We start from the raw sequence: 25,375 nt of genomic DNA on the forward strand, positions 1-25,375 counted from the left end.
TTCAGTATTTGGTTTTGTATATTGAAATAAGAGTCCCATAGAAGGTTCTCCTTTTTTAAGAAAGTCTTAGTTCGTCGAATATTAATCCCATATATCAGGACGTTCCATTCCCATATTCCGCATATAGTCTAATAGTTGTCCTGTATGCACCGCCTCATGATAAGCTACTCTCATTAAAAAATCACCTAATGGTCGAATATATCCTGTAAATCCTTTATCACTTAAATCTGACCGGTCAATTTTAACGTTTACTAAATCGTCTTTTGTTAGAAATTTAATCAAGTTTAAGAATTTTTCTCTATATGGTAATGAAAATTCGAGTTCCGCTTCAATGGTTGTAAAGTTTCTCGAAGAATATGGTTCATCAAGGTTCTGTACACTTCCACAATTTTGGATTATTTGATAATAGCTATACTCAGATTCCAGAACATGTCTAATCATTTCTGCACATGTAAAAGCTTCATCATCAGGTTTCCAATTTAACATGTGGTTAGGAATGGCTCTCCATACTTTCATACTTCTACGTCTAACTTCTTCAAAATTCAAAAGAATTAAGTCATTCTCATTCATTTTAATCTCCCCCTTTGCACTTATAAATTAATAATACCAAATTTACAGAAAATAACAAGAATGTACGTTCGGTTAAATAAGGCTTCTCCTTTTTTGATAAACGCCAATGGTATTTCAAAAATAAAAAAGAACCGCTGATTCCAGCGGCCCTCACACATACTTCCGATGCACCATCTTCCCATCATAAGAAAACACAACATTCTTACTCTCCACAATCGACTCCATATGCACTGTTCTTCCCCATAATTGATAAATGTACGGCAATACTTTCTCTAAATATTTTAAATCTAGTTCAATTCCTTCATAGTAATGCTTAATGTATAGTTCTCCGTTCTTTAAGTGGTCTCCATCTTCGACCATTAAATATGGGAAACCGCCGTTTGTTCTCATATTGATGAGCTGATCGCGGACATTTTCCCAATCCTTATCAATGACTTTATAATCTTTTCCTTGGCGCTGGAATAAGTACATATCTTCGCGCATGACAAGTTCTTTGTTTAAGTAATTTCGCAGGAATGATACGTCCCATTCAATTTCGCGCACTTCAAACATTTTTTCTCTTCCGGAGTTCGGTTTTACGCCTTGTCGTATCATTTCTTCTGTCGGGTTATCGTAACGCTCTTCAATATCTTCGAAAATTTTGATACCGAGGTAGTACGGGTTAATACTTGTTTTTGATGGCTGCACGACTCCGGCGTTTAGCTTTGCGAATTCGATTGCTTCGTCTGAGCTTAAGTCCATTTCGCGGAGGATGCGTTGATGCCAATACGAAGCCCAGCCTTCGTTCATGATTTTCGTTTCAAGCTGCGGCCAGAAATACAGCATTTCCTCACGCATCATCGTTAAAATATCGCGCTGCCATTCTTCTAGTTCGCGGCTGTATTGTTCAATAAAGAGAAGTAAGTCTTTTTCTGGTTGCGGCGGAATTTTTCTTTTCTTCCGTGCATTAGGCAATTCGCGTTTCTTATTTCGATTTTCTAAGTTCCATAAATCATCGTACGGCGTAGGGGCCTTTCTTGTTTGTTCTTCCTCATCATGATCATCTGCACTCCACGACAGCTTTGGTCTCATAAGTGAAGGGTCAATGTGCTCTTGAATAGCCAACACTGCATCTAAAAACGTTTCGACTTCTGCTTTTCCGTATTTATGCTCATAATTTTTCACTCTCTCTGCCGTTGCCGACATACTTTCGACCATATCCCGTTTTGTGTTAGAGAATCGAATATTATTTTTAAAGAAGTCACAATGTGCCAATACATGAGCAACAATCAGTTTATTTTGAATGAGTGCGTTTGTATCTAATAGAAAGGCATAGCACGGATTCGAGTTAATGACGAGCTCGTATATTTTACTCAGCCCTAAATCATAGTGAAGTTTCATCTTATAAAATTGTTTTCCAAAGCTCCAATGCGAAAAGCGCGTTGGCATCCCGTACGCACCAAATGTATAAATAATGTCTGCTGGACAAATTTCATAACGCATCGGATAAAAATCTAAGCCAAACCCTGTGGCGATTTCCGTAATTTCCGCAATTGCATATTGCAATGCTTTCTCCTCATTGCTTCTCATCTTTTTCCCTCCTTACACATTCCCTTATGAAAGTGTATGAATAGAAGCAAGCTTTCATGAAGATTATAGAAACTCCCTCCATTTATTTTGTTTTGTAGATGCAATTCACTTGAAAAACATGTAAAATTTTCTTTAGAAAAACAGTCATTACAAAGGGGGCGATATTATGAAAACAATCATGAAAGTTATGACAATACAATTATGGGAGAACGCAAAGGAAAAAGGAGTAATTGTCGAACCTTCTTTACACGAAGAAGGCTTCATTCACTGTTCATTTCTGAGTCAATCATTACAAGTTGTTCATAAACATTTTGCATCAGAATCTTCTCTTATATTGTTAGCAATTGATGCCGATCGTGTGGAAGCTGAAATTAAGTACGAATTCGCTGCAAACGGAGAACAATATCCTCACATTTATGGTGTCATTCATACGAGTGCGATTACGAATATCTACACATTACATCAACATGAAGATGGTACGTTCACTCTTCCAACAGAACTTGCATAACAAAAACAAATTAATCATTTATATTAAAGTTTGTTCAAAAATCCTGTCGAAATATTGGCAGGATTTTTTCTTAATCCACAAAAGAGTTATATTAAACTACTAAGGTAGAATAGTATAATTCAAGGAAAACACGTTAAATTCTAATGATTAATACAGTAAAATTTACTTAACACGAATTAAGGGGAAAAAATTATATGATAAATAATAAATTCCATATTGAGGTGGCTTTATATGCCTAAGATGGACAATGTACTAGCAATTCTATGGATGCTTAGCTCAGGTGAAAAAATTACTGCAAAACAAATTTCAGAAAAGTTAGAGATGAATATAAGGACTGTGTATCGTTATATTGATACACTTTCGACAAGTGGTGTACCTATAATTTCAGACACAGGACATAACGGTGGATATACTTTATTGAATAATTTTATTGAAGCTCCTCTTTTTTTTGATTCTGAGGAGCAAACATCACTATTTCACGCTGCTGTTTTTGCAGAAGAGGCCGGATATTATGGAGGAGAAGCACTAAATAGAGCTATTTCAAAGCTAGGTAAATATTCAAACCAAGAGCAAGAAACAAAGGTAAACCAACATTTAACCAGTCTTGAAGTAATAAATCGAATCAGTTCCCTCTCGATGGAACCTTTCTTGAAGGAGCTGGAGCAGGCCGTAGCTGACGGATATTCTGTAAAAATTCAATACCATAAAAATGGCGAAGAGCAATCAAAGTATAGATTGGTTGATCCATACAGAATTATTTATTGGAATAATAGGTGGTATATGATTGGATTTTGTCATCTTAGAAATGATATCCGCAGTTTTAGAGTAGAGAGAATTGAGAGTCTAATGCTAACTGGAAATAAGTTTAACCGGCCAGAAAATTTTTCAGCACGTGACTTTTTTTTGAAAAACCTTCTTCCCACTATAGAAGATAAGAAGGAGATTATTTCTTTAGTTATTAATGGAAATAAAAGTACGTTACATGATGTTTGCCAACATTGGTTTTTAGGACATTATTTACATGAACGAACTTCGAATCAAGCTGTATTCCTTCTTGAAAAAAATATAATACATACATATGTACCTTATTTACTTTTACCGTACGGCAAATCCATTCAAATTATTGAGCCAATAAGTCTTAAGAAAAGACTTATTGAAGTTCTGTCGGAATTAATACAATTTCATCAAGTATGATAACTTCCCTGACATTAGCTGTCAGGGAAGTTATTTTATAATAGGCTATATCAATAGTGATTGGAGTGTGATTGGATGCAAACAAAAAAAGTTTATCTTTATGTATTTCATACAATGTCAGACTGGGAATATGGATATTTAATTGCTGAACTAAACTCAGGAAGATATTTCAAAAAAGATTTAGCACCTTTAAAAGTAGTTACAGTAGGAACTACTAAAGAAATTATTACTACAATGGGAGGATTGAATATAAAACCAGATATTTCCCTTGATGAGTGTACTCTCGAGAGTAAAGATCTTATCATTTTACCTGGAGGAACTACTTGGGGAGAAGATATTCACCAACCTATCTTAAAAAAAATTGGCGAAGCTTTAAAGCTTGGCACTATTGTTGCTGCAATTTGTGGTGCAACTGAGGGACTGGCGAATATTGGATACCTAAACTCTAGAAAGCATACAAGTAATAACTTAGAGTATATTAAAATGGTCTGTCCTAATTATAAAGGAGAAAATTTTTATGAGATGGGGCCTGCAGTATCTGATGTGAATTTGGTTACTGCATCAGGAATAGCCCCTCTAGAATTTGCGGTGGAAGTACTGAAAATTTTAGATGTATTTGCACCAGATACATTGCGTTCATGGTATAACCTACATAAGACTCATAAACCTGAATACTTCTTCCAGTTAATGAATTCAATAACTAGATGAGCCTTAATAGCATGTTCTTTTGCTAATAATGATGGACTGTTCTTCAAGAATCAGGCGTGACTGTGAAATAACACTGTTAGAAAATAATCAGTCTTTTTTATAAAGTGAAACTTTAATCAGTGGGGGTTTTCTTCATCCCCCACTGATTATTAGTTGAACCAATCGGGCTTTTACGGGCCTTCTTAAGAAAAGCGGAAGCGGCTCGTTCAGAATCGTAGGACGCCCACGCCCCTGACAGAGAGGCGCTTTTGGCCTCGTCCGAGGGGGCGCCGCTAGAGCTCGACCTTGCTTTCGCTGAATTTTGAGGTGGGAGTATTACTGCCCACGAATAGCGGGATAAAAACTAAATCTATCCGGAAATAAAATCAACGTTTGCAGCACACTTTTAATCAAACTTTATTTCAAACCAGCAGTGAAGGCTAAAGCCCCCTCACTGCTGGAAATTTCGCTTTATCCCTCAACAATCTCCAACTTCTCCACAATCGGCGTACGCGCTTTCCCTTCTGGTACTTTATCAAAATAGCCAACATGTAAAATACCAACAACTCGCTGTCCCTTCGTTAAACCGATTACTTTCATAAAATCAGGATTGTAAATGAGCCCTCCCGTTTTCCAAACCGTTCCTAATCGATGTTCCCAAGCTAGTAGCTGGAAGTTTTGTATAAATGCACATACCGCAGCATAATCTTCATCACGCTGCACTTGGCGCGGGTCTTCATCCATGTAAACAACGATTTGAGCTGGTGTATTCATAAACCGTTCTGTTAACATGTTTCCGCGCTTTTGTCTTTCTTCTGCTGAAAACGAGCTTAACACAGCGTCTACTAATGTTTTGCGGCCGTTTTCTATAAATAATTTACATTGCCAAGGCTCGCGGTTCTTATGATTCGGCGCCCATGTTGCATCGTTTAATAGTTCTATTAACAATTCTTTTTCTACTGTTTTATTTGTAAATGTACGAATGGATCTTCTTTCTTTCACAACAGTTGCGATGGAAGTATAAGTTGTCATCTTTTCCTCTCCTTCATCATTTTCTATCTATATGTATACTTTTTAATTGATAAGGATTATCAATTTCAATTATAATCTAGTTTCCTTATACAAATCAATATTTAATACAGAAAAACCCGTTTCTTTTTATGACTATATAAAGAAAATCGCCTTACTTTATGTAAGACGATTTTCATAATTTAGGAAAACGTATGATAAACGTTGTTCCTTTATTTTGTTCACTCGTTACTTCTACCGTTCCATCGTGTAGTTTCACAAGTTCCTTTACAATTGATAATCCTAATCCAAATTCACCATAGCTATTCGTTCTAGAGGCATCTGCTTTATAAAAACGCGACCATATGGCAGCGACTTCTTCTTGTTTCATTCCTATTCCTGTATCTACAATTTCAATCGTTACTGTTTGTCCTTCTTCTTTTCCTCGTAATCGAATCGTTCCGTTCTCTGTAAATTGCAGACTATTTTTTGTGATGTTTAGTAAAACTTGCAGCAATCGGTCATAGTCAGCGTAAACAAATATGTGAGCCAAAACATCGATTTCAATTTTATTTCTGTTTTCTTCTGCCTGCAGTTCTAATTGTTCACTAACGACTTCAAAGATTTCCTTTACGTCAATTTCTTCTTTTTGAAGTGTAACTTCATTTGAAAGAATTTTTTCATAGTCTAACGTTTCATTAACGAGACGAATCAATCGCTTCGTTTCTTGTTCCATCATTTCATAGCAGCGCTGCTTTTTCTCCTCTGGAATGAGGTCATTCTTCATCCCTTCTACTAAACCATTTATTGTCGTGAGCGGTGTTTTTAATTCATGGGAAACATCAGCGATAAATTGACGTTTTCTCTTTTCTAAACGATTGATTTCTGTCTGTGCTTTTTGAAGCTGCTGTGCCATATTATTAAAATCATTTCCGAGCAAGCCAATTTCATCATATTGTCCGATAGGAATATGTACATCATACTGACCTTTTGCGATCATTGCGGTTGCCCCGCGAAGACGCTGTACTCGTTTTACTAAAGAGCGCGAGAAAAAAATACTGACTACGAGTACAATTAGAAACGTCACACCTGCTGCAATGAATAAATAACGATTCAATTCCGTAATTGTTTCAAGCGTGCTGTGAATAGGAGCTGTTAACATCACGCCGCCTTGCAGTTCACCATTTCTCATATATGGAATCGCGACAATTGATACAGGCTGTTCAAATCTGTTCACGTCTCGTTTTATTTTCACTGTTTCACCCTGTTGAATTTGCTTCCATTCTCCCGCACTTAACAATGGATTTTTCTTTACATGAACGGGTGATTGCGTAATTTCTCCCTTTTCATTAAAGATGAAAAACTTCGTGTCACGTGCACGTAGTAAACTAGAAAAATGTTTCAATTTCACAACATGAATATCCATCTCTTTTTTTTCAAGCTCATCAATAATTTTCGTCCCATAAGAAGTAAGCTCTTCTACCTTTGTCTCGTAAGCAAGATTTTTAGCTAAACTTAAAAACATGACACTTAATAGAATAAAGGCAACAAGTAAAACAAAAACGTAACTAAACAACAGCTGATAAAAATATTTAATCTTTTTCACAGCCAGCTACCACTTCATCAAATTTATAACCGACGCCCCACACAGTATGAATCCATATATGCGAGTCAGTTCTAATTTTTTTGCGAAGCCGTTTAATATGTACATCGACCGTTCGTTCATCTCCGTAAAATTGATAGCCCCAAATGCGTTCTAACAGCTGCTCCCTGCGAAATACTTGGCGCGGGTGCTTCGTAAAAAAGACGAGTAATTCAAATTCTTTTGGCGTTAAATTGTTTACTTTCTCACCGTCTAAAAATACTTCTCTCGTTTCTTCATTAATACGAAAATGATTCGTTTCACTTTTCATCTGATTTTTTGCTAAACGACGGACAACTGCCTTCATCCTTGCGATTAATGTAAGCGGACTAAACGGCTTTGTAACATAATCGTCTGCTCCAATTTCTAATCCTAGCACTTGATCCGCTTCACTATCTTTTGCGGTTAACATAATGATCGGAACGTCGCTGCTTTCTCTTATTTTTTGACATAGTTTTATACCGTCCATCCCTGGAATCATCCAATCTATAATAAGCAAATCCCATTCTTTCTTTTGAAACAATGCATATGCTTCTAAACCATCTGCGACAAATGTGGCTTGAAAGTTCTCTTTCATAAAAAACATTTCAAGCATGGAACACACACTCTCATTATCCTCTACAATTAATACATGCATCGCAGCATCTTCTCCATTCATTGAAATCTTTTTCTTCATTTTAAAGCTCTTATCCCATAGAAACAACTCTCTACTTCTCCTTATATATATCCATTCTAATTTTCAAACTTATTAGTCGTTGCTATGCATGGCCAGATGCTCTCTTCCTCCCTAAACAGAAAGGGTTTTTGACGTCGTTTTTTCAATTTGTACCTATTTAAAACATAATTTGTTCATAGTTTCGTCATACTTTTTGGATAAGCTATAACAAAAGCAATCAACTATATATAGGAGTGATTAACTATGAAGAAAAAGCTAGTAACAGGAATGTTAGCGGTATCACTATTATGCGGAGCAACGTCGCTAACTGCATACGCCTCTACGGATAGCTCACAAACAGCTACGAAGCACCATAAATTCATTTCTGAAGAGCAATACAAATCATTAACGGAAAAAGGCTATCAAAAGCGTGAAATTGGGAAAGCAGCTCGCATTGCTAAGTTAAGCGGAAAAGATATTAACACTGTATTAGACTACTATAAGCAAAACCAGAATTGGAAAGAGACTGCTAAGCACTTTGGCGTTGATAAGAAGAAACTGCATAAACATCATCTGAGTAAAGAGGCAAAAGTGAAGTTGTTTCAAAAAGTAGCAGACATGCAAAAATCGACGCCAGATCAAGTGAAACAAACAATGCGTGACTATGAAGTATCATTGTTCCAACTTGCAGTGCTCAACATTATTTCACAAAAAAGTAACACGCCTTTAAATGATGTGTTAAAAATGAAGAAAGATGGTATGAATGTAAAACAAATTGCTGAAAAATTAAACGTGAAAAAAGAGGATATACAAACAGAAATGAAGAAATTAAAAGCAGAATTAAAAATGAAAAAAGCAAGATAAGGAAGGAGTGTATATTCGCTCCTTCTTTTTTACTTCTAAAATTAAGCTGCGCTTAATATATGTTTATATACCTGTCCATTTTCGGAGGAATCTAAAGGAGGAATCTAAATGAAAAAGCCGCTTTTATTATGTTGTATGACAGGAATACTCGCATTTACAATGATTGGCTGTAACAATGCTGAACAAAAACAACCAGTAAAAGAAACGAGTTCATCACATCAACATCATACAGAAGAGCAAAGAGATATTGCCGAAACAACAAAAGGAATCGACACACTTCCTTCTTTCTTATCTGGAAATGATGCGCAAATTAAAAAGATTTATGCTGTGGCAGGACAACACGCTGAATTACTTCAATGGATTCCATGCTACTGTGGATGCGGTGAGAGCGTAGGACATAAAAGCAATAAAAACTGTTTCATTCGTGAAATCAAAAAAGATGGCCAAGTTGTTTGGGATTCTCATGCAACAACTTGTGTAAATTGCCTTGAAATCGCATTAGAATCGGCAAGGTTACAAGAAAAAGGAAAATCACCGCTTGAAATTCGAAAATACATTGATAATAAATATAAAGAAGGCTATGCAAAACCGACGCCTACTCCGATGCCAAAAAGCTGATTTTTTATGATGTATTAACATATTCCCCATTTAAGCGAAATAAAGACGAGGGATTATCTCCCTCGTCTTTTTGTGCCAAGCCCTCGCTCTGTTAACAAATTCTTTCAAGTGTATTTCCTTCTTTCTGTCACACACTATATATAACTCCTCATTAAAAGGAGGCACACAATGCACACATACACCGACTACGATAAAGCACTTTATTACACATATTGTTGCAATTGGGAGAAGCTGCTTGTACTTATGGTACAAACAGAAGATCAGTTGTTTTCAAAGCGAATTGAACACTTCCTACACGCGTATCAATACGGCAAAGATTTACCAGAAATTGATAAACAACTTCAACTGTTGTTTCAATATATTGATCATGCTACGCAGAAATCATATGCAGAACAAATCTATATGTAACAACCTAAACTCCTACTACGATAAGACGCTATCCCGATGCACTGGGATAGCGTTTTAGTATATTTTACCAACAGGTTGTTCATAATACATATTATGAAAATGAAGCAAACGGACGTGATGATGTGAAAAAACACATTTACTTACTTTTACTTATCGTACTATTGATAGCTGGTTGTCAAAAATCACCAAAGCAAACAGCTCCTAAATTTCAAGGAGCGAAAAACGAAAAAGGATTACTGAACGTACTCCTTATCGGCAGCGATTCACGCGGAGAATCACAAGCTAGAGCTGATACAATTATGATCGCACAGTATAATAAAGAAGCAAAAACGGTCAAGCTTGCTTCTATTATGCGCGATAGCTACGTAGAGATTCCTACATACAATAAAAAGTATAATAAAATTAATGCCGCCTACTATTATGGCGGTCCTGAATTATTACGAAAAACGATTCAACATAACTTCGGAATCGATGTATCTCATTACGTGACAGTGGATTTTGCTGCATTTGAAAAAATTGTAGATACTGTCGCACCAGAAGGAATTTCCGTAAACGTCACGCAGACAATCATCAATGATATGGGATTACATGTAGAGCCTGGTCCTCAGCGATTACACGGAAAAGAGTTATTAAAATATGCACGGTTCCGTCATGATGCCGAAAGTGACTTTGGACGTGTAGGGCGCCAGCAAGAAGTACTGCAAGCATTGCAAACAGCCTTTACCGAAAAAGTGCAATCTGTAGACGGCGTCTTCCAATTACCTATGATCGTTCATGACCTTCTCCCTTATATTCAAACGAGCATGGATACGCAAACGTTATTCTCACTCGGCAGTAACGTTCTCGCTCATCCTATTGAAAAAGTAGAAACGATGCGAGTCCCAATCGCAAACGGATACGAACCGAAAACATACGAACATGCCGGGGCAGTATTAGAACTTCATTCACAAAAAAATAAAGAAGCGATTCAAGACTTTTTTATGAATTCTACGAAAGCTGTAAACCACTAAAATCCCTTAACAGACAAGGTGTATCTCACCTTGTTTTTTTATTTCCGAGTTTTCAGCGCAAAAAACTTTTATTTTGTCGAATGTTTTACTTTCCTTTCTTCTCCTTCTCGTACTATAATTTTGTGTGTAACTATTATAAGAGAGGTATAAAAAATGGACCGTAAAAAAAAACAAGAAGCTCTGTTATTTACCGCTTGGGGAACTGCGTTTGTTGCTACACTCGGAAGCTTATATTTTTCCGAAATTATGAAATTCGAACCATGTACATTATGTTGGTACCAACGTATTTTTATGTATCCATTTGTGTTATTTCTTGGAATTGCAGTGGCGCGTAAAGATTATCGCATCGCCATCTATTCTTTTCCAATCGCAAGCATCGGCGCTTGTATCTCGCTATACCATTATGCTATTCAAAAGGTTCCTGCTTTTTCAGAAGCCGGTGCAGTATGCGGACGAGTTCCATGTACAGGACAATATATTAACTGGTTTGGCTTCATCACAATTCCATTTTTAGCACTAATTGCGTTTATCATCATTTCAATTTGTAGTTTTCTTTTATTAAAACAAACAAGGAGATGAAGTAATGAAGAAAATGTTTCTTTTTGGCGGTATTGTCATCGCTTTATTAATTACTATTTTTGCTGTATCAAACATGGAGAACAAAGAAGAAACAAAAACCGATTACTATACAAATAAAATTTCTTTAGATGATCTTCGAAAAAATATCCAAGAAAAGAAAGATCAAACAATTTATTTCTATAAAACAAGTTGTCCACACTGCCAAAGAGTATCACCAATTATTGTTCCAATGGCAAAAGATATGAACATTGATATGAAAGTGATCGACTTAGAAAATGAACCAGATGCTGTGTGGGATGAATTTAAAATTACAGGTACACCAGTGATCGTTCACTTTAAAGAAGGTAAAGAAGTAAGCCGCATTGAAGGAGAACAGCCGAAAGAAAACTTTAAAAAGTGGTTTACAAACATGAAAAAGTAACAAGAAAAGGAAACTCTCTGTATACATGAAGTGTGCCCAAAAATCTCACACTACTTGTATAAGGAGGGGGATTCTATGCCAGAAGTACGATGCTCTGTCTCTAACTGCTCATTTTGGGGACAAGGAAACTTTTGTCAAGCAACTGCCATCTTCGTACAACCGGACTCTCAAGAGGATACACACTCAGAAGACGAGTCATATACAGATACAATTTTATCTGGACAAGCAGTAGAAAGTTCGGCAACAACAAGCGTAGAAACATGTTGTCATACATTTCAGCCCAAACACTAAACCGCTGCCCATCTCGTACTGTATGAGATGGGCTTTCTTTTTATGCGCTCCCTTACTTCCAAGCATCATGCATTATTGCAATATATACAATAAGAATAAAGGCCGTTCCAATTAATGTAACCCAGCGATATATACTATCTTCACACTCCCTCGCTTCAACAAATGCCCATACAAATCCTACTAATAACAACAAGTCTACATACGGAATGTACATCGAAAAGATAAATGAAATAAACAAATATATAGCGAATAAGCATAATGTAATTAAAAAGATTTTAAATGCAAATTTACCATCTTCCTTTTCCACCCTATACTCCCCCTCATCTTTACAACATTCTATTCAAAGAGGGATTCAAGTGCGATATAAAGTGAAACTTCCAAATTGGGCCTTTACTGGCAATAAAAAAAGGATACCATGCCCAAATGGTATCCTTTATTTCACCTCATATTTTCGTTTATATATGTTACTTAATATAGAGTAAGGAACCTGCTCATATTTTACCGTTATTTCTTTGCCATCCATAATATACAAATTATTTCCTATATAATATAGCCCGTTCTTTCCTATCGAATACACAGGATATACTTCATTCGGTAATACGGTTTGAATTTCTGTAAATTTCCCGTTCGGTTCTTGCCAATATATTTTCGTCTGATCGATCGTTGTAATCTTCCCGATCTGTTCCTCCTCTAACACACGTCCGTTCCAGCTAACAACCCGGTATCCAAGTTGATGCGCCGCATATTCAGGTGATGTATGAAAACGAGTAATAATTACCTTCGTTTGTAGTGGAATTCGCTCATACAACCATTGAATATCCCGGTCATGCATACGAATGCACCCGTTTGATTCACGCTGGCCAATCGACCATTCACGATTCGTCCCATGAATGGCATATTCATTTTTATTTAAGCCCATCCACCTAGTTCCGAGTGGATTATTATGTGCACCACCCGGGATTTTTTTTCGATGATATTCTTTATTTTTATATTTATTAATAATGCAAAACGATCCTTCTGGTGTAGGTGTATGTTTCTTGCCAGTTGTAATCGGAAAAGTTCGCACATAATTTCCATCTTTAAAAAAAGATAATTGATTTGTTGTTAAATTGATAAGCAATAAATGATCTGCCTTCTCAGCAAAAGTGATCGGTACACATAAAAAAAAGAAAAGAAACAATAATGCAAGTGAACATGCTTTTTTCATCATTGTCACCTCAAAATCTCATCATGAAAATACTATGGTTCATTTAGTTTTTACTATAAAGTGAAACTTTAATCAGTGGGGGGTTTTTTTCATCCCCCACTGATTATTAGTTGAACCAATCGGGCTTTTACGGGCAGTTTATCTCCCACCTAACTTCTTTGCTTTTGCTGAATTTTGAGGTGGGAGTGTTACTGCCCATTAATGCGGGATAAATCCAATTCTTATGAACGAGAGCTGACCTTAAGGCCAGTTCTCAAAAATATCGGCGCTATTTTTGATATATCGGCGCTTCGACACAAAATAAAGACTCCTCGACACATCCCGACATAAAAACTCCCTAACCGTTAACAATTACGCCTCCGTTAACGTGAATAATTTGCCCGGAAACATAAGTAGAATCACTTGAAGCCAAATAGACATACGCCGGTGCTAATTCATACGGTTGTCCTGGCCGTTTCATTGGAACATTGCTGCCAAATTCAGATACTTTTTTCTCATCGAAACTTGACGGGATCAGCGGTGTCCAAATTGGCCCTGGGGCAACGCCGTTAACTCGAATGCCTTTGGGAACTAAAGATTTTGCCAATGAACGTGTAAAAGAAACAATCGCTCCTTTTGTTGCTGAATAATCAATAAGCTGCTCATTTCCTTCATACGCCGTAATGGAAGCGGTGTTCACAATAACATCCCCTTGTTTTAAATGAGCAAGTGCCGCTTTTGTTATATAAAAGTACGAGAAAATATTAATCCGAAACGTCTTTTCTAGTTGCTCTGCTGTAATAAACTCTAAACCTTGCTGCGGATATTGCTGCGCGGCATTATTCACGACAATATTTAAACCACCCAATTGCGCCGCAGCCTCCGTTACAACTTGCTGACAATGCTGCTCATCACTTATATCTCCCGGAATTAACACGCACCGTGCACCTTGCTGTTCAACCCAGCGCTTCGTTTCTTCTGCATCTTCATGTTCATCTAAATATGCAATGGCGATATTTGCCCCCTCTTTCGCAAAAGCAATCGCTACCGCTCTCCCAATTCCGCTGTCTCCTCCCGTAATCAATGCGGATTTCCCTTTAAGCTTCCCGCTTCCTACATACTTCTCATCTATACATTTCGGGCGTGGATTCATGATTTTCTCAATTCCCGGCTGTTTCTCTTGATGTTGCGGGGGGAGTGTTTTCTTCGGTTGTTCCGTCATACTGTAAAACCTCCTTATCATATGTCTTTCTTATGATGTACGAAATCAAAAAATATACTTAATTCTTACAAAAAACGAAATATATACATAGAAAATGTGTTTAACATTCGAATTTCCAACATAAAACACCGAAAAAATGAATTTTTTTCGATAAATCCCTTGCCAAAAAACAAAATAACGAATATTATATATAACTGTTGTAACAATTATTCGTAAAAAGAAAGGATGTTTTTATGTTTAACCTTTCAAAACATCAAACTTCTATTAAAACTGAAATTTCAGCTGGTATTATTACCTTCTTAACAATGGCATATATTATTGTCGTAAACCCAGTCATCCTTGGTGATGCAGGCGTTCCATTTGAACAAGCATTTACAGCAACAATCATCGCTGCTGTTATCGGAACATTATGCATGGCATTCTTCGCAAATTTACCAATTGCAATTGCACCAGGTATGGGATTAAATGCTTACTTTGCTTACTCAGTTGTAAAAACTCATGAAGGCATGACATTCGCAATTGCTTTCTCTGCTGTATTCGTAGCAGGTATGATTTTAATTTTGCTATCATTAACTTCTTTCCGTACAAAATTAATGGAAGCAATTCCTGAAAACTTAAAACATGCTATTACAGCTGGTATCGGTTTATTTATCGCATTTATCGGCTTGCGTTTAACAGGGATTGTGACAAAACATCCTTCCAATTTAGTTGGACTTGGAGACCTTCACTCTCCGTCTGTTTTACTTGCATTAGCTGGACTTGCGATTACGTTAGTACTAATGTCTTTAAACGTGAACGGTGCATTATTTATCGGTATGTTCTTAACAGGAATTATCGCTTACTTTACTGGACAATTATCGTTTTCAAGCGGAGTTACCTCTCTGCCTGGTTTACCAGAAGGCGTAATTGTTTCCAATCCAATAACAGCAGTGTCTGATGTTATTCACTACGGATTATACGGCGTTGTTTTCTCGCTCTTCCTTGTAACATTATTCGATACAACAGGTACACTTCTTGGCGTTTCACAGCAAGGTGGCCTTATGAAAGATGGAAAACTTCCAAATGCTGGACGCGCTCTTCTTTCAGATTCTATTTCAGCAACGATTGGTTCTATGTTCGGTACAACACCAACAACCGCTTATATTGAATCTTCTGCTGGTGTTGCGGCTGGTGGTCGTACAGGCTTAACAACATTAACTGTTGCAATATTATTTGCAGCAACTGCATTCTTCGGACCACTTGTTGGTGCAGTATCTGGCGTTTCCGCTATTACAGCGCCGTCATTAATTATTGTTGGTAGCTTAATGATGGGCGCAGTTCGTCATATTGATTGGGATGCATTCGATGAAGCTTTCCCAGCATTTTTAGTAATTTTAAGCATGCCGCTTACATCAAGCATTGCAACAGGTATTGCGCTTGGCTTCATTTCATACCCGCTTATGAAAGTAGCAAAAGGACAATTCCGTGCGGTTCATCCGCTTGTATATGTATTTGCTATTTTGTTTGCTTATCAGTTAGTGTTTATACCGCATTAAAAAAAGGTGACTCACAATTTTGAGTCACCTTTTTTACTTACTAAGAAATTGCACCAAATCTCCATGCATTTTCTCAGCATCTCGAAATCCTTGATCATACAAGCGCTGTAATTTGTCTGGATTCTTCTCCATACGATCCACTTGTAATTGCTCTGTCGGCCGAATCACAAATATATTTCCAGCTGCTTCTTCGTTTTCAATATAATGAAGAGTCTCATTATAAACTTCGTAGCGAGTTAGCATTGCATCTACTAATTTAGGATATTCTTTATATGCTTTCCCTGCAATCCAACCAAATTTTGATTTTTTCTTCATATATCCTTTATTCCTTGTCAAAATAACAACTGATTTTCTGTAACCGTCTTCCTGCGCTTTTCGAACAGGAATCGGATCTGAGATGCCGCCATCCAATAACTTTTTCCCGGAAAATTCTACGACAGGTGCGACAAAAGGCAATGAACTTGATGCCTGTAATACCGTTAATGAGTCTTCTTGTGAACGGCCTTTTTCAAAATAGACAGGTTGTCCTGTTTCACAATCCGTTGTTCCAACAAGAAATTGTTGCTCCGTATTAAAATACGTTTCAAAATCAAACGGCACATGCTGCAATGGAATTTCATGAAAGATAAAATCCATATCAAAGAGCTGACGCTTTTTCAAAAAGTTTTTATACGATAAATATCTTGGATGTGTCACATATTCAATGTTTACTGTTTTATTTCTCTCTTTTTGTTTTGAAAGATACGACGCTGCATTACACGCACCTGCTGATACACCAATCACATATGGAAAATGCAAATTATTCTCCATAAAATATTCTAAAACACCAGCTGTATATACGCCGCGCATACCGCCGCCTTCTAATACTAAACCCGTATTTTCAAGCATGGCTCTCTCTCCTCGTTTTATATATACTGTATAATGATTCACGTTGTTAACTATCTCTTTCTATTATATAAAAAACGATTAGAAAACCATACTCAGACGACTTGACTGAAAGAAAATATTTCTTGCTAATTCACTTTTTTAAAACCTCTAGATATAAAATTCAAAATTAAATTAATTGAAACTAAAATTAAATCTATACAAATTACCGCTACATCATTTTTTAGCAAAGAATTCGTCACAACCAATATTAATAGGCTAATTCCTGCAATCAACGATACGTTATTTTTTATCATTGTTAACATAAAAAACACCTTCCCTCTTAACCATATTACTTCCCGTTATTTCCCCTTCGTTCCTATATGCATCGTTACATCCGCTATGAATTGGTGAATAACCTCCAGCTCTTCTTTTGTATATTTGTCTAAAAGTGATAACCACTCTTCTTCCGCTTCATTATGTAACGTTTCATGAGCATAATATATTTCTCTTCCTTTGTCTGTTAAACGGAAAAATATTTCTTTTTGGTTATTCAACATTTTCATCTTTTCAACAAAGTTTTTATTAAATAATTTTGTACAAATTTTAGAAATAGCTCCTTTTGTCATCCCCATACTTTCAGTAATTGCTGTTACATTCATCAGGCCTTGTTGTCCGATACAGGCAATCACATGTAATTCTGATAATGAAATATCATTTATCCCCATTTCCCCTAAAAACTGTTCCTGTACTTCTTTCTTATATTCTTCCTTCTTATGAATAAGTGCTTGAATATCGACTAGTATTTGTTTTTGCTCAGCTGTTCGGTTCAATTTGTTTCCCTCCAAACACAATTTACGTTTCCTTAGAAACAATTATACCGCATAGAATTTCAGATTAAAAACAAAACCCATATTATCTATTTACAAAAAAGAAAATCGTGTTAAAATTATTTTAGTTTCCAAGGAAACTAAAAAGGAGGAGTATTGATGGCAACTACAACAAACCGAACAACTATCTTCTATGTCATTTGTATTAGCGCTTTATTAGGTTCTCTCGCACAAAATATGTATACCCCCATCTTGCCAATGATTCAAGGGGCATTTCACACATCATTATATTGGGTCAATCTGACTGTTTCCGTTTTTACTTTTGTACTTGCCATTATGCAAATTGTATACGGTCCCCTTATTGATACAAAAGGAAGAAAATACATCCTTATTCCAGGGCTATCGATGAGTTTCATTGGCTCAATAGGTTGTGTGTTTTCACCAAACATTTACGTATTTCTTGTCTTTAGAGCCATTCAAGCCTTTGGAACAGCAGCTATCCCAGTTGTTTCAGCTACCATCATTGGAGATTTATATGAAGGAAATGAGCGCGGCAAAGCAATGAGCATGTACCAAACACTTTTAGCACTGGCACCTGCTATTGGTCCTTTAATGGGAGGTTATTTAGGAAATAGAAATGGGCACATTTCTATCTTTCTCTTTTTAGCAGCGATTAGTATCATTTTATTACTTATAAACATTGTGTTACTTCCAGAAACAAAACCAGTTTCTTCTATAAAACAACAAGCAACGAAACACTACTTTCGAGTTTTACAAAATAAGATTGGTTTTACCATTGTCGTAATTGGTTTTATGCAATTTTATCTTTATTTTTGCTTCCTTGTCTTTTTACCATCGATGTTAAAAACTTTATTTCATCTTCATCCACATACAATTGGGCTCATCTTTGTTCCCATGTCATTATGTATGATGGTAGGTAGTTATTGTTATAAAATGTTACAAAAGAAAATCCAGACAAAACATGCTTTACTCTTTACAAGTTTCTTTCATATTGCATGTATCTTATTATTTTCTATTACCTATAACATTACGATCCCTATCCTTATCATCGTCACTTCTCTATACGGATTCAGCATGGGATTATCAATGCCAACTCATACAACCTTATTAACAGAAGAATTTGTTGATGAACGTGCAACTGCTATTGGTATATATAACTTTATTCGGTATTTCGGAATGGGAGTAGGCCCGCTCCTTGGCAGTTTTCTAGTATTTGATCAAAATTACTTTTGGATTTTCTTTTCAGGATCCGTAGTCTTTCTATTATTTCTCTTATATGCAATGAAGAATTTCATTCATTTTCATACAAGAAAAGAAGAAATCTAGAATTCAGTGAACATAAAAAAGAATCTCTAAAAACCACCTTTAGAGATTCTCTTCCCTACCCTCTTTGATCCGCCACAATATGAATATCAATGTTCTTCGTCAGTCTCATAATTTCATTTACAATGGAACCTTTGCGAATTTCTTCCCATCTTGTTCTTGCTGATTGTCCAAGCAGAATTTGGGTGACTTGTCGTTCTTTTGCTACTTTAATGATTATATCGGCCGGTTTACTACCTTTTGCTTCTTCTAATAAAAAGGTTGCATCAAATTGATTCGTTAACGCTTTCCATTCTTCAATCACTTGTTTCTTTCCTTCTGATATAGATTCAATCGTTTCTCTTTCTACATTTAGTACATATAATTCTGCATTTAAACGGGTTGCCATGCGCCATCCGCGGCGAATGAGCTTTTCTGCTGTGGAACTGTACTGCACGCAAACAAGAATTTTTTCTTTCACTCCAATTGGTTCCTCAGTAAATTGACTAATTTTCTCGTCCATATCATCCGCAACTTCTCGAAGTGATAATTCGCGGAGCGCCCCTAAATTATTTAGTGTAAAAAAGTGATTTAAGCTCCGCCCAATTTTTTCTTCCTTATATATCTTTCCGTCTATCAATCGTTTTCGAAGTACTTCTGGCGTTACATCAACAAGTTGAATTTCATTGGCCTTTTGTAAAATGAAGTCAGGAACGCGCTCTCTTACTTTGACCCCTGTAATTTGCTCAACAATATCGTGAACACTTTCTAAATGTTGAATGTTAAATGCAGACAGAACATCAATGCCAGCATCCAATAATTCTTCGACATCTTGATAGCGTTTTTTATGTTTCGAACCAGGGATATTCGTATGGGCTAACTCATCCACAATGACAACTTGCGGTGCCCGTTTTATAATTGCTTCGACATCCAATTCCGGAAACACTTTCTCTTTGTAATGAATCTCTTTTAACGGAACAGCCTCTAACTCAGCAATCGCCTCTTCTGTTTCTTTTCGGCCGTGCGTTTCAATGAGACCAATTACAACATCGATGCCTTCTTTTCGCATCTCTCTTGCATCAAAAAGCATTTTATAACTTTTTCCGACTCCAGGAGCTGCGCCGACATACAGCTTTAACTTCCCTCTATTTAGTTGACGAATGTATTCTAAATATTCTTCTGGCGTTCGCCTTTGAAACGTTGGCTTATAGTCATCCGCATACATCAAAATGCACCCTTTCTAGCCAAACAATACTACCTCAATCTAAGCGATTGAGGTAGTATTGTTACATCATTTTTTGTAATTCTATATTTAACTTCAACACGTTAACGCGATCTTCACCAAACAATCCAAGTGCTTTTCCTTCTGCTTGCGATTCAATCAGTTTATTAATTTCTTCTTTCGGAATATTCGTTATTTTAGAGATGCGATCTACTTGTACGTAAGCCGCTTGTGGACTAATGTCTGGGTCTAATCCTGAACCTGAATTCGTTACTAAATCCATCGGAACTTCTGTAACAGGAACGGCTGGATTTTCCTTCTTCCAATTTTCCACACTCTCTTCTACACGTTTTACTAAATCTGGATTAGATGGTGCATAGTTATTCGATCCAGATGCTTCTGCTTTATATTCTATACTAGAGACACGTCCATGGAAATAACGTGGGTCTGTAAAATTTTGACCAATTAATTTCGAACCAATGATTTCATTTTTGTCATTATAGATAAGGCTTCCATCTGCATTATCTTTCATAAATGCTTGTGCAACTCCTGTAACTAGCAGTGGATAGATGAGCCCGCATATAACAAGAAATGTAAAGGTTATACGAATAACAGGTGAAAGTATCTTTTGTTTTTCAAACATTTTCATTTCCCCTTTTCTTTAAATAAACAATCCGACAATCATGTCAATCAGCTTAATACCGACGAACGGAACAATGACTCCACCAAGTCCGTAAATAAGTAGGTTACGTCCTAACAATGCATTAGAACTCATCGGTTTATAAGCAATCCCTCTCATCGCTAGTGGAATAAGCGCCGGGATAATAATCGCGTTAAAGATAAGCGCTGATAAAATCGCTGATAACGGTGAATGTAATTTCATCACGTTCAGTGCTTCCATTTGCGGAATTGCCAATGTAAACATCGCTGGGATAATTGCAAAGTATTTCGCAATATCATTAGCGATACTAAATGTTGTTAGCGCACCGCGTGTCATTAATAGCTGCTTACCAATCCCTACAACCTCAATAATTTTCGTTGGGTTTGAATCTAAATCAATCATATTTGCGGCTTCTTTCGCTGCTGCTGTACCACTATTCATTGCCAGACCAACATCGGCCTGCGCTAAAGCTGGTGCATCATTTGTACCATCACCTGTCATCGCAACAAGCTTTCCTTTGTCTTGTTCTGCTTTAATTACCGCAATTTTATCTTCTGGTTTACATTCTGCCACAAATTCATCCACACCAGCTTCTTTCGCAATTGTTGCGGCAGTAAGTGGGTTATCACCTGTACACATTACTGTTTTAATCCCCATTTGACGAAGCTGTTCAAATCGTTCGCGCATCCCTGGTTTTACAGTATCTTTTAAATAAATTAATCCGTAAATACGATCGTTAGCTGCAACTGCAAGCGGTGTACCGCCTTCTTTTGCAATTAAATCTGCTTTTTGATTTAAATCTTTCGGAATTGTACCGCCTTGCGATTGTACCCATTCAATCACAGCGCCAACCGCACCTTTTCGTACTTTTACACCATCCGTTAAGTCCACACCACTCATACGTGTCTCAGCTTTAAATGGAACAAACTCACCTTGCTGAGCAAGTGTACCGTTATAAGAGAGTGCTTTAGATTGTACGTATTCAATAACTGAACGTCCTTCTGGCGTCTCATCTAACACCGAGCTAAGCGCTGCCCATTTTGCTACTTGTTCAATTGTTTCATTTCCTACTGGTAAAAGCGTATGTGCCATACGATTACCGAATGTAATTGTCCCTGTTTTATCTAAAATAATGGTGTTAATATCACCAGCTGCTTCTACCGCTTTACCGCTCATTGCTAGCACGTTAAACTTCGTTACACGGTCCATCCCTGCAATCCCAATGGCCGATAACAAACCACCAATTGTTGTTGGAATTAAACAAACAAGAAGCGCAACGAGTATAGATGTATCAATTTGGAAGCCAAGATAATTCGTAAAGATTGGTAATGTCACAACAACGATTAAGAAAATAAGCGTTAAACTCATTAAGACCGTATTAAGAGCAATTTCATTTGGTGTTTTTTGACGAGATGCCCCTTCTACTAAAGAAATCATTTTATCTAAGAAAGATTCACCAGGATTACTTGTAATTCGAATTGTAATTTCATCACTTACCACCATTGTTCCGCCTGTAACGGAGCAAAAATCGCCGCCCGCCTCTTTCATAACTGGTGCGGATTCCCCGGTAATTGCGGATTCGTCTACAGACGCTAAACCGCGAATAACTTCTCCGTCACTCGGAATCATTTCACCTTGTTTGACAAGAACAACATCACCTTTTTTCAGTTCAGTTGCTGAAACTCTAGCGACACTTCCATTTTCTTTTATTACATTTGCAAATACATCTTTTTTCGATTGTTTTAACGAATCAGCTTGCGCTTTCCCGCGCCCTTCTGCTAATGCTTCTGCAAAATTAGCAAACAAAACAGTGAATAATAGAATAAGAGAAACCGTTATATTGAACCACCCTGGAATACTACTAGATCCATTAGGTAGAAATGATAAAATTAATGTTAGAAAAAACCCAATTTCCACCACAAACATAATCGGATTTTTCACCATTACTCGTGGATTCAATTTCGCAAAAGCTTCTTTTATCGCATTTGTAATAATGTCACGATCCATCGTTTTTGCTTGTCTTACTTCATCTTCTACGACCGATATAACCGATTGATTCGGTTGTTTATCTTTTACCACTACAGGTTTCATCATGTCTCCTCCATTACTTCAATGTAAGAAATTCTGCAATTGGTCCTAACACTAACATCGGGAAGAACGTTAATGCCCCAACGATTACAATTGTTCCTATGAAAATACCGCCAAATAAACCGTTATCTGTTCGGAATGTTCCGATTGTTTCTGGTACTACCGTCTTCTCTTTTAATGAAGCCGCTACAGCGAGCATTGTAATTAAGCTGAAATAACGTCCTAAAAACATCACGATACCAGTCGTAATATTCCAAAATGCTGTATTATCTCCTAACCCTTCAAAGCCAGAACCATTATTCGCTGCCGAAGAAGTATATTCATATACAACTTGTGTCAAACCATGAAAGCCAGAGTTTGAAATTGCATCTGTTCCGAGATGAGTGGAAAGAGCCAGTGCTGAAAACCCTAAAATAAGTAAAGGATGAAATAGGATCGTTACCGCAATCAATTTCATTTCCTTTCCTTCAATCTTCTTCCCTAAAAATTCTGGTGTACGTCCGACCATTAACCCCGATATAAAGACCGCGATGATTGCGTACATAATAATATTGATAAATCCAGCACCAACCCCGCCGTATACTGTATTTAACATCATATTGACAAGTGGTACTAAACCGCCAGTTGGTGTCAACGTATCGTGCATTGTATCAACAGCACCTGTTTCCGCTGCCGTTGTTACCGTTGCGTACAGTGACGAAAAGACTGTTCCAAAGCGAACTTCTTTTCCTTCTACGCTGCCTTGACTATGCTGCATCCCCATTTCATTTAACACTGGATTTCCATGTAACTCTGACGTCACAATCGTTGTAAATCCCATTAAAAATACGATGAATAAAGAAACGAAAAGAACGCGTCCTTGTTTTTTATTCCCGACCATTCTTCCGTACGTAAATGGCAGAGCCGTTGGTAACAGCATCATTAACATCATCTGTAAAATGTTACTAATTTGACCTGGGTTTTCAAATGGATGCGTTGAGTTTGCACCGAAAAATCCTCCGCCGTTGTTCCCTAATTCCTTAATAGAAACGAAAGAAGCAACCGGGCCACGTAATATACTTTGTTTCACACCCTCAATTGTATGAGCTGTAGCTGCTCCTTCTAACGTTTGCGGTACACCAAGTGCAACGAAGACAAGCGCTGCTATAAATGCAATTGGGAGAAAAACTCTCGTTAAAGCACGTGTAAAATCTACGAAGAAATTTCCAAGTTCTTTCCCTGCTAAACCTCTTATAAAAGCCATTACAATTGCTAATGTTGTCGCTGGTGCTGTAAACATTAAAAACGTAATTCCAATTAATTGTGATAAGTACGATACACCATTTTCACCGCTGTAATGCTGCAAGTTTGTATCTGCCATAAAACTAATCGCTGTATTAAAAGCAAGTGTAGGTTCCATCCCCTGAACATGAGCTGGATTTAATGGCAATACGCCTTGCAAACGAAGTATGAAATATACAACAACAATCATAAATCCATTAAGCGCAACTAATGACAATGCATATTGCTTCCAGCTCTGGTTATAAGGCTTCACACCGGAAATTTTAAAAATAATGTTTTCAAAAGGTCCGAACACTTTATCCAATTTACGATTCCCTTGAAACGCCTTCTCTAAATAAATCCCCGTTGGCTTTGCAACAAGAACAAATAATAACATTGTGACCAAAACGGCAATCCAAATCATAATAAACCCTTCCCCCTAATTAAAACTTTTCTGGATTTAATAGCGCATAAACTAAGTACACAGTAAGTAAGCCAACAATAATGGATACTGCAATACTCATTGCTTCTTCCCTTCTTTCACAACGTTATCCGACCATCTTACAAGACCGATCATTGTCCCAACTAACACAACTAAAATTGCTATCATAGCGATATCTAACATTCTTCATCCCTCACTAAAATGTAAAATTTTACCATCAAAAGCATAAAAAAGAACACTGAGGATCTACTCAGTGTTCGAAAATGAACAACACAAAAGTAAACCTCCTCTCCAAACGCTTACGAGGTTAGCTGTCGGATTCGGGCCTAAAGAGTAGCCCTACTTTCATCATGAAAGATTCACCCCAAGTGACAATGCACAAAATTGGTTCCCCCGCTCCATTTCTGGACTCAGCGATATCAGGTTGTTTTTTGGAAATTTTATGAACAATTTATGAATGTAAATATACTCCTCTAAATTTTACTTGTAAAGAGGGAAAATAACTAAAATATGAAAATATCCCCCCTTTTAAACGCTTACATCAAGGATAAATACATCTTTATCATCTTTTTTCTTTCATTTTCTTCCTTTTTCATTATGTATACGTTCTTTTACAAGTAAAAAACAGAAGATTATCTCTATAAATCAAACACAACATAACCTGCTCTTCTCTCCTTGTCTTAAACCTCACACGTGACAAAAAAAGCCCTGACCGCTA

General features: G+C 36.8%; 28 protein-coding genes and 1 riboswitch. Of the genes, 12 read left to right on the forward strand and 16 right to left on the reverse strand.

Annotated elements, in window-relative coordinates; genetic code table 11:
* Nucleotides 1–81 precede the first annotated feature (81 nt).
* Both BR72_RS11010 and BR72_RS11015 read right to left on the reverse strand, forming a co-directional pair.
* On the reverse strand, nucleotides 82–570 hold the full coding sequence (locus BR72_RS11010) for a DinB family protein (RefSeq protein ID WP_035432964.1): 489 nt from the start codon (nucleotides 568–570) through the stop codon (nucleotides 82–84).
* Nucleotides 571–720: 150 nt separating this feature from the next.
* Nucleotides 721–2,139 (reverse strand): SpoVR family protein, encoded by a 1,419-nt coding sequence (locus BR72_RS11015; protein ID WP_035432966.1) that lies wholly within the window; start codon nucleotides 2,137–2,139, stop codon nucleotides 721–723.
* Between the two features lie 166 nt (nucleotides 2,140–2,305).
* On the opposite strand from BR72_RS11015, the gene BR72_RS11020 reads away from it, so the two are divergent.
* The 3 genes from BR72_RS11020 to BR72_RS11030 all read left to right on the forward strand — a co-directional run bounded on the left by BR72_RS11020 (nucleotide 2,306) and on the right by BR72_RS11030 (nucleotide 4,549).
* On the forward strand, nucleotides 2,306–2,647 hold the full coding sequence (locus tag BR72_RS11020) for a DUF952 domain-containing protein (RefSeq protein WP_035432968.1): 342 nt from the start codon (nucleotides 2,306–2,308) through the stop codon (nucleotides 2,645–2,647).
* Nucleotides 2,648–2,878: 231 nt separating this feature from the next.
* Entirely contained in the window at nucleotides 2,879–3,841 is a 963-nt protein-coding gene (locus BR72_RS11025) for a helix-turn-helix transcriptional regulator (RefSeq protein ID WP_035432970.1), read from the forward strand.
* A 75-nt stretch (nucleotides 3,842–3,916) separates the two neighbouring features.
* Nucleotides 3,917–4,549, forward strand: coding sequence for a type 1 glutamine amidotransferase family protein (locus BR72_RS11030; RefSeq protein WP_035432972.1), 633 nt, complete (start codon nucleotides 3,917–3,919; stop codon nucleotides 4,547–4,549).
* A 450-nt stretch (nucleotides 4,550–4,999) separates the two neighbouring features.
* On the opposite strand, the gene BR72_RS11035 is transcribed toward BR72_RS11030, so the two are convergent.
* The 3 genes from BR72_RS11035 to BR72_RS11045 all read right to left on the reverse strand — a co-directional run bounded on the left by BR72_RS11035 (nucleotide 5,000) and on the right by BR72_RS11045 (nucleotide 7,815).
* Nucleotides 5,000–5,560, reverse strand: coding sequence for a nitroreductase family protein (locus BR72_RS11035; RefSeq protein ID WP_035432974.1), 561 nt, complete (start codon nucleotides 5,558–5,560; stop codon nucleotides 5,000–5,002).
* A 172-nt stretch (nucleotides 5,561–5,732) separates the two neighbouring features.
* Nucleotides 5,733–7,142, reverse strand: coding sequence for a sensor histidine kinase (locus BR72_RS11040; RefSeq protein WP_035432976.1), 1,410 nt, complete (start codon nucleotides 7,140–7,142; stop codon nucleotides 5,733–5,735).
* On the reverse strand, nucleotides 7,129–7,815 hold the full coding sequence (locus tag BR72_RS11045; protein ID WP_035433055.1) for a response regulator transcription factor: 687 nt from the start codon (nucleotides 7,813–7,815) through the stop codon (nucleotides 7,129–7,131). Before BR72_RS11045 ends, BR72_RS11040 begins: the two co-directional genes overlap by 14 nt.
* A gap of 282 nt (nucleotides 7,816–8,097) precedes the next feature.
* Between BR72_RS11045 and BR72_RS11050 the strand changes: the two genes are divergently transcribed.
* The 7 genes from BR72_RS11050 to BR72_RS11080 all read left to right on the forward strand — a co-directional run bounded on the left by BR72_RS11050 (nucleotide 8,098) and on the right by BR72_RS11080 (nucleotide 12,024).
* Nucleotides 8,098–8,697 carry a hypothetical protein gene (locus tag BR72_RS11050; protein WP_035432978.1) on the forward strand — a complete coding sequence of 200 codons (600 nt, stop codon included), beginning with the start codon at nucleotides 8,098–8,100 and terminating at the stop codon, nucleotides 8,695–8,697.
* Nucleotides 8,698–8,805: 108 nt separating this feature from the next.
* Nucleotides 8,806–9,315: a PCYCGC motif-containing (lipo)protein gene (locus tag BR72_RS11055; protein ID WP_035432980.1), complete on the forward strand. Its 510-nt coding sequence runs from the start codon at nucleotides 8,806–8,808 to the stop codon at nucleotides 9,313–9,315.
* 168 nt (nucleotides 9,316–9,483) lie between these two features.
* A complete protein-coding gene (locus BR72_RS11060) occupies nucleotides 9,484–9,723 on the forward strand; it encodes a YhdB family protein (RefSeq protein WP_035432982.1) in 240 nt (79 codons plus the stop codon).
* Between the two features lie 122 nt (nucleotides 9,724–9,845).
* Nucleotides 9,846–10,733, forward strand: coding sequence for an LCP family protein (locus tag BR72_RS11065; protein ID WP_035432984.1), 888 nt, complete (start codon nucleotides 9,846–9,848; stop codon nucleotides 10,731–10,733).
* Between the two features lie 153 nt (nucleotides 10,734–10,886).
* Entirely contained in the window at nucleotides 10,887–11,312 is a 426-nt protein-coding gene (locus BR72_RS11070; protein WP_035432987.1) for a disulfide formation protein C, read from the forward strand.
* Nucleotides 11,313–11,316: 4 nt separating this feature from the next.
* Nucleotides 11,317–11,733, forward strand: coding sequence for a thioredoxin family protein (locus BR72_RS11075; protein WP_035432989.1), 417 nt, complete (start codon nucleotides 11,317–11,319; stop codon nucleotides 11,731–11,733).
* A gap of 75 nt (nucleotides 11,734–11,808) precedes the next feature.
* On the forward strand, nucleotides 11,809–12,024 hold the full coding sequence (locus tag BR72_RS11080) for a DUF1540 domain-containing protein (RefSeq protein WP_035432991.1): 216 nt from the start codon (nucleotides 11,809–11,811) through the stop codon (nucleotides 12,022–12,024).
* A 52-nt stretch (nucleotides 12,025–12,076) separates the two neighbouring features.
* Here BR72_RS11080 and BR72_RS11085 read toward each other — a convergent pair whose 3' ends face one another.
* The 3 genes from BR72_RS11085 to BR72_RS11095 form a co-directional block, all read right to left on the reverse strand.
* Complete coding sequence (locus tag BR72_RS11085; protein ID WP_035432993.1) at nucleotides 12,077–12,331, reverse strand: hypothetical protein; 255 nt, start codon at nucleotides 12,329–12,331, stop codon at nucleotides 12,077–12,079.
* A 126-nt stretch (nucleotides 12,332–12,457) separates the two neighbouring features.
* Nucleotides 12,458–13,231: a L,D-transpeptidase gene (locus BR72_RS11090; protein WP_035432995.1), complete on the reverse strand. Its 774-nt coding sequence runs from the start codon at nucleotides 13,229–13,231 to the stop codon at nucleotides 12,458–12,460.
* A 337-nt stretch (nucleotides 13,232–13,568) separates the two neighbouring features.
* Entirely contained in the window at nucleotides 13,569–14,432 is an 864-nt protein-coding gene (locus BR72_RS11095) for an SDR family oxidoreductase (RefSeq protein ID WP_035432998.1), read from the reverse strand.
* A gap of 233 nt (nucleotides 14,433–14,665) precedes the next feature.
* Between BR72_RS11095 and BR72_RS11100 the strand changes: the two genes are divergently transcribed.
* Nucleotides 14,666–15,967, forward strand: a complete 1,302-nt coding sequence (locus BR72_RS11100) for an NCS2 family permease (RefSeq protein WP_035433000.1) — start codon at nucleotides 14,666–14,668, stop codon at nucleotides 15,965–15,967.
* 33 nt (nucleotides 15,968–16,000) lie between these two features.
* On the opposite strand, the gene BR72_RS11105 is transcribed toward BR72_RS11100, so the two are convergent.
* Together BR72_RS11105 and BR72_RS11110 are read right to left on the reverse strand one after the other, a co-directional pair.
* Nucleotides 16,001–16,855 carry a patatin-like phospholipase family protein gene (locus tag BR72_RS11105; protein ID WP_035433002.1) on the reverse strand — a complete coding sequence of 285 codons (855 nt, stop codon included), beginning with the start codon at nucleotides 16,853–16,855 and terminating at the stop codon, nucleotides 16,001–16,003.
* Between the two features lie 338 nt (nucleotides 16,856–17,193).
* Complete coding sequence (locus tag BR72_RS11110) at nucleotides 17,194–17,664, reverse strand: MarR family transcriptional regulator (RefSeq protein WP_035433004.1); 471 nt, start codon at nucleotides 17,662–17,664, stop codon at nucleotides 17,194–17,196.
* Between the two features lie 156 nt (nucleotides 17,665–17,820).
* Between BR72_RS11110 and BR72_RS11115 the strand changes: the two genes are divergently transcribed.
* The gene (locus tag BR72_RS11115; RefSeq protein ID WP_035433007.1) at nucleotides 17,821–19,008 is read left to right on the forward strand and encodes an MFS transporter; all 1,188 of its coding nucleotides are present in this window, start codon (nucleotides 17,821–17,823) and stop codon (nucleotides 19,006–19,008) included.
* A gap of 55 nt (nucleotides 19,009–19,063) precedes the next feature.
* Here BR72_RS11115 and kdpDN read toward each other — a convergent pair whose 3' ends face one another.
* The 6 genes from kdpDN to BR72_RS11145 form a co-directional block, all read right to left on the reverse strand.
* Complete coding sequence (gene kdpDN / locus BR72_RS11120; protein WP_035433009.1) at nucleotides 19,064–20,209, reverse strand: KdpD-like non-kinase potassium sensor; 1,146 nt, start codon at nucleotides 20,207–20,209, stop codon at nucleotides 19,064–19,066.
* A gap of 61 nt (nucleotides 20,210–20,270) precedes the next feature.
* Nucleotides 20,271–20,849, reverse strand: a complete 579-nt coding sequence (kdpC, locus tag BR72_RS11125; RefSeq protein ID WP_035433011.1) for a K(+)-transporting ATPase subunit C — start codon at nucleotides 20,847–20,849, stop codon at nucleotides 20,271–20,273.
* 18 nt (nucleotides 20,850–20,867) lie between these two features.
* On the reverse strand, nucleotides 20,868–22,958 hold the full coding sequence (gene kdpB, locus BR72_RS11130; RefSeq protein ID WP_035433013.1) for a potassium-transporting ATPase subunit KdpB: 2,091 nt from the start codon (nucleotides 22,956–22,958) through the stop codon (nucleotides 20,868–20,870).
* A gap of 13 nt (nucleotides 22,959–22,971) precedes the next feature.
* A complete protein-coding gene (kdpA, locus tag BR72_RS11135) occupies nucleotides 22,972–24,639 on the reverse strand; it encodes a potassium-transporting ATPase subunit KdpA (RefSeq protein WP_035433015.1) in 1,668 nt (555 codons plus the stop codon).
* 19 nt (nucleotides 24,640–24,658) lie between these two features.
* Nucleotides 24,659–24,739 (reverse strand): K(+)-transporting ATPase subunit F, encoded by an 81-nt coding sequence (gene kdpF / locus BR72_RS11140; protein WP_020062503.1) that lies wholly within the window; start codon nucleotides 24,737–24,739, stop codon nucleotides 24,659–24,661.
* Nucleotides 24,736–24,840: a hypothetical protein gene (locus BR72_RS11145; RefSeq protein WP_035433018.1), complete on the reverse strand. Its 105-nt coding sequence runs from the start codon at nucleotides 24,838–24,840 to the stop codon at nucleotides 24,736–24,738. Before BR72_RS11145 ends, kdpF begins: the two co-directional genes overlap by 4 nt.
* A gap of 99 nt (nucleotides 24,841–24,939) precedes the next feature.
* Nucleotides 24,940–25,083, reverse strand: a riboswitch (cyclic di-AMP (ydaO/yuaA leader).
* Between the last annotated feature and the right edge of the window lie 292 nt (nucleotides 25,084–25,375).

This window comes from Bacillus sp. UNC322MFChir4.1, from assembly GCF_000746135.1.
Classification (GTDB): Bacteria; Bacillota; Bacilli; order Bacillales; family Bacillaceae_G; genus Bacillus_A.

Bases quoted from the DNA above. Each gene is read 5' to 3' on its own strand.
- BR72_RS11010 (WP_035432964.1), bottom strand. From the start codon at position 570: ATGAATGAGAATGACTTAATTCTTTTGAATTTTGAAGAAGTTAGACGT.
- BR72_RS11015 (WP_035432966.1), bottom strand. From the start codon at position 2,139: ATGAGAAGCAATGAGGAGAAAGCATTGCAATATGCAATTGCGGAAATT.
- BR72_RS11020 (WP_035432968.1), top strand. From the start codon at position 2,306: ATGAAAACAATCATGAAAGTTATGACAATACAATTATGGGAGAACGCA.
- BR72_RS11025 (WP_035432970.1), top strand. From the start codon at position 2,879: ATGCCTAAGATGGACAATGTACTAGCAATTCTATGGATGCTTAGCTCA.
- BR72_RS11030 (WP_035432972.1), top strand. From the start codon at position 3,917: ATGCAAACAAAAAAAGTTTATCTTTATGTATTTCATACAATGTCAGAC.
- BR72_RS11035 (WP_035432974.1), bottom strand. From the start codon at position 5,560: ATGACAACTTATACTTCCATCGCAACTGTTGTGAAAGAAAGAAGATCC.
- BR72_RS11045 (WP_035433055.1), bottom strand. From the start codon at position 7,815: ATGCATGTATTAATTGTAGAGGATAATGAGAGTGTGTGTTCCATGCTT.
- BR72_RS11050 (WP_035432978.1), top strand. From the start codon at position 8,098: ATGAAGAAAAAGCTAGTAACAGGAATGTTAGCGGTATCACTATTATGC.
- BR72_RS11055 (WP_035432980.1), top strand. From the start codon at position 8,806: ATGAAAAAGCCGCTTTTATTATGTTGTATGACAGGAATACTCGCATTT.
- BR72_RS11060 (WP_035432982.1), top strand. From the start codon at position 9,484: ATGCACACATACACCGACTACGATAAAGCACTTTATTACACATATTGT.
- BR72_RS11070 (WP_035432987.1), top strand. From the start codon at position 10,887: ATGGACCGTAAAAAAAAACAAGAAGCTCTGTTATTTACCGCTTGGGGA.
- BR72_RS11075 (WP_035432989.1), top strand. From the start codon at position 11,317: ATGAAGAAAATGTTTCTTTTTGGCGGTATTGTCATCGCTTTATTAATT.
- BR72_RS11080 (WP_035432991.1), top strand. From the start codon at position 11,809: ATGCCAGAAGTACGATGCTCTGTCTCTAACTGCTCATTTTGGGGACAA.
- BR72_RS11090 (WP_035432995.1), bottom strand. From the start codon at position 13,231: ATGAAAAAAGCATGTTCACTTGCATTATTGTTTCTTTTCTTTTTTTTA.
- BR72_RS11095 (WP_035432998.1), bottom strand. From the start codon at position 14,432: ATGACGGAACAACCGAAGAAAACACTCCCCCCGCAACATCAAGAGAAA.
- BR72_RS11100 (WP_035433000.1), top strand. From the start codon at position 14,666: ATGTTTAACCTTTCAAAACATCAAACTTCTATTAAAACTGAAATTTCA.
- BR72_RS11105 (WP_035433002.1), bottom strand. From the start codon at position 16,855: ATGCTTGAAAATACGGGTTTAGTATTAGAAGGCGGCGGTATGCGCGGC.
- BR72_RS11115 (WP_035433007.1), top strand. From the start codon at position 17,821: ATGGCAACTACAACAAACCGAACAACTATCTTCTATGTCATTTGTATT.
- kdpDN (WP_035433009.1), bottom strand. From the start codon at position 20,209: ATGTATGCGGATGACTATAAGCCAACGTTTCAAAGGCGAACGCCAGAA.
- kdpC (WP_035433011.1), bottom strand. From the start codon at position 20,849: ATGTTTGAAAAACAAAAGATACTTTCACCTGTTATTCGTATAACCTTT.
- kdpB (WP_035433013.1), bottom strand. From the start codon at position 22,958: ATGAAACCTGTAGTGGTAAAAGATAAACAACCGAATCAATCGGTTATA.
- kdpA (WP_035433015.1), bottom strand. From the start codon at position 24,639: ATGATTTGGATTGCCGTTTTGGTCACAATGTTATTATTTGTTCTTGTT.
- kdpF (WP_020062503.1), bottom strand. From the start codon at position 24,739: ATGAGTATTGCAGTATCCATTATTGTTGGCTTACTTACTGTGTACTTA.
- BR72_RS11145 (WP_035433018.1), bottom strand. From the start codon at position 24,840: ATGTTAGATATCGCTATGATAGCAATTTTAGTTGTGTTAGTTGGGACA.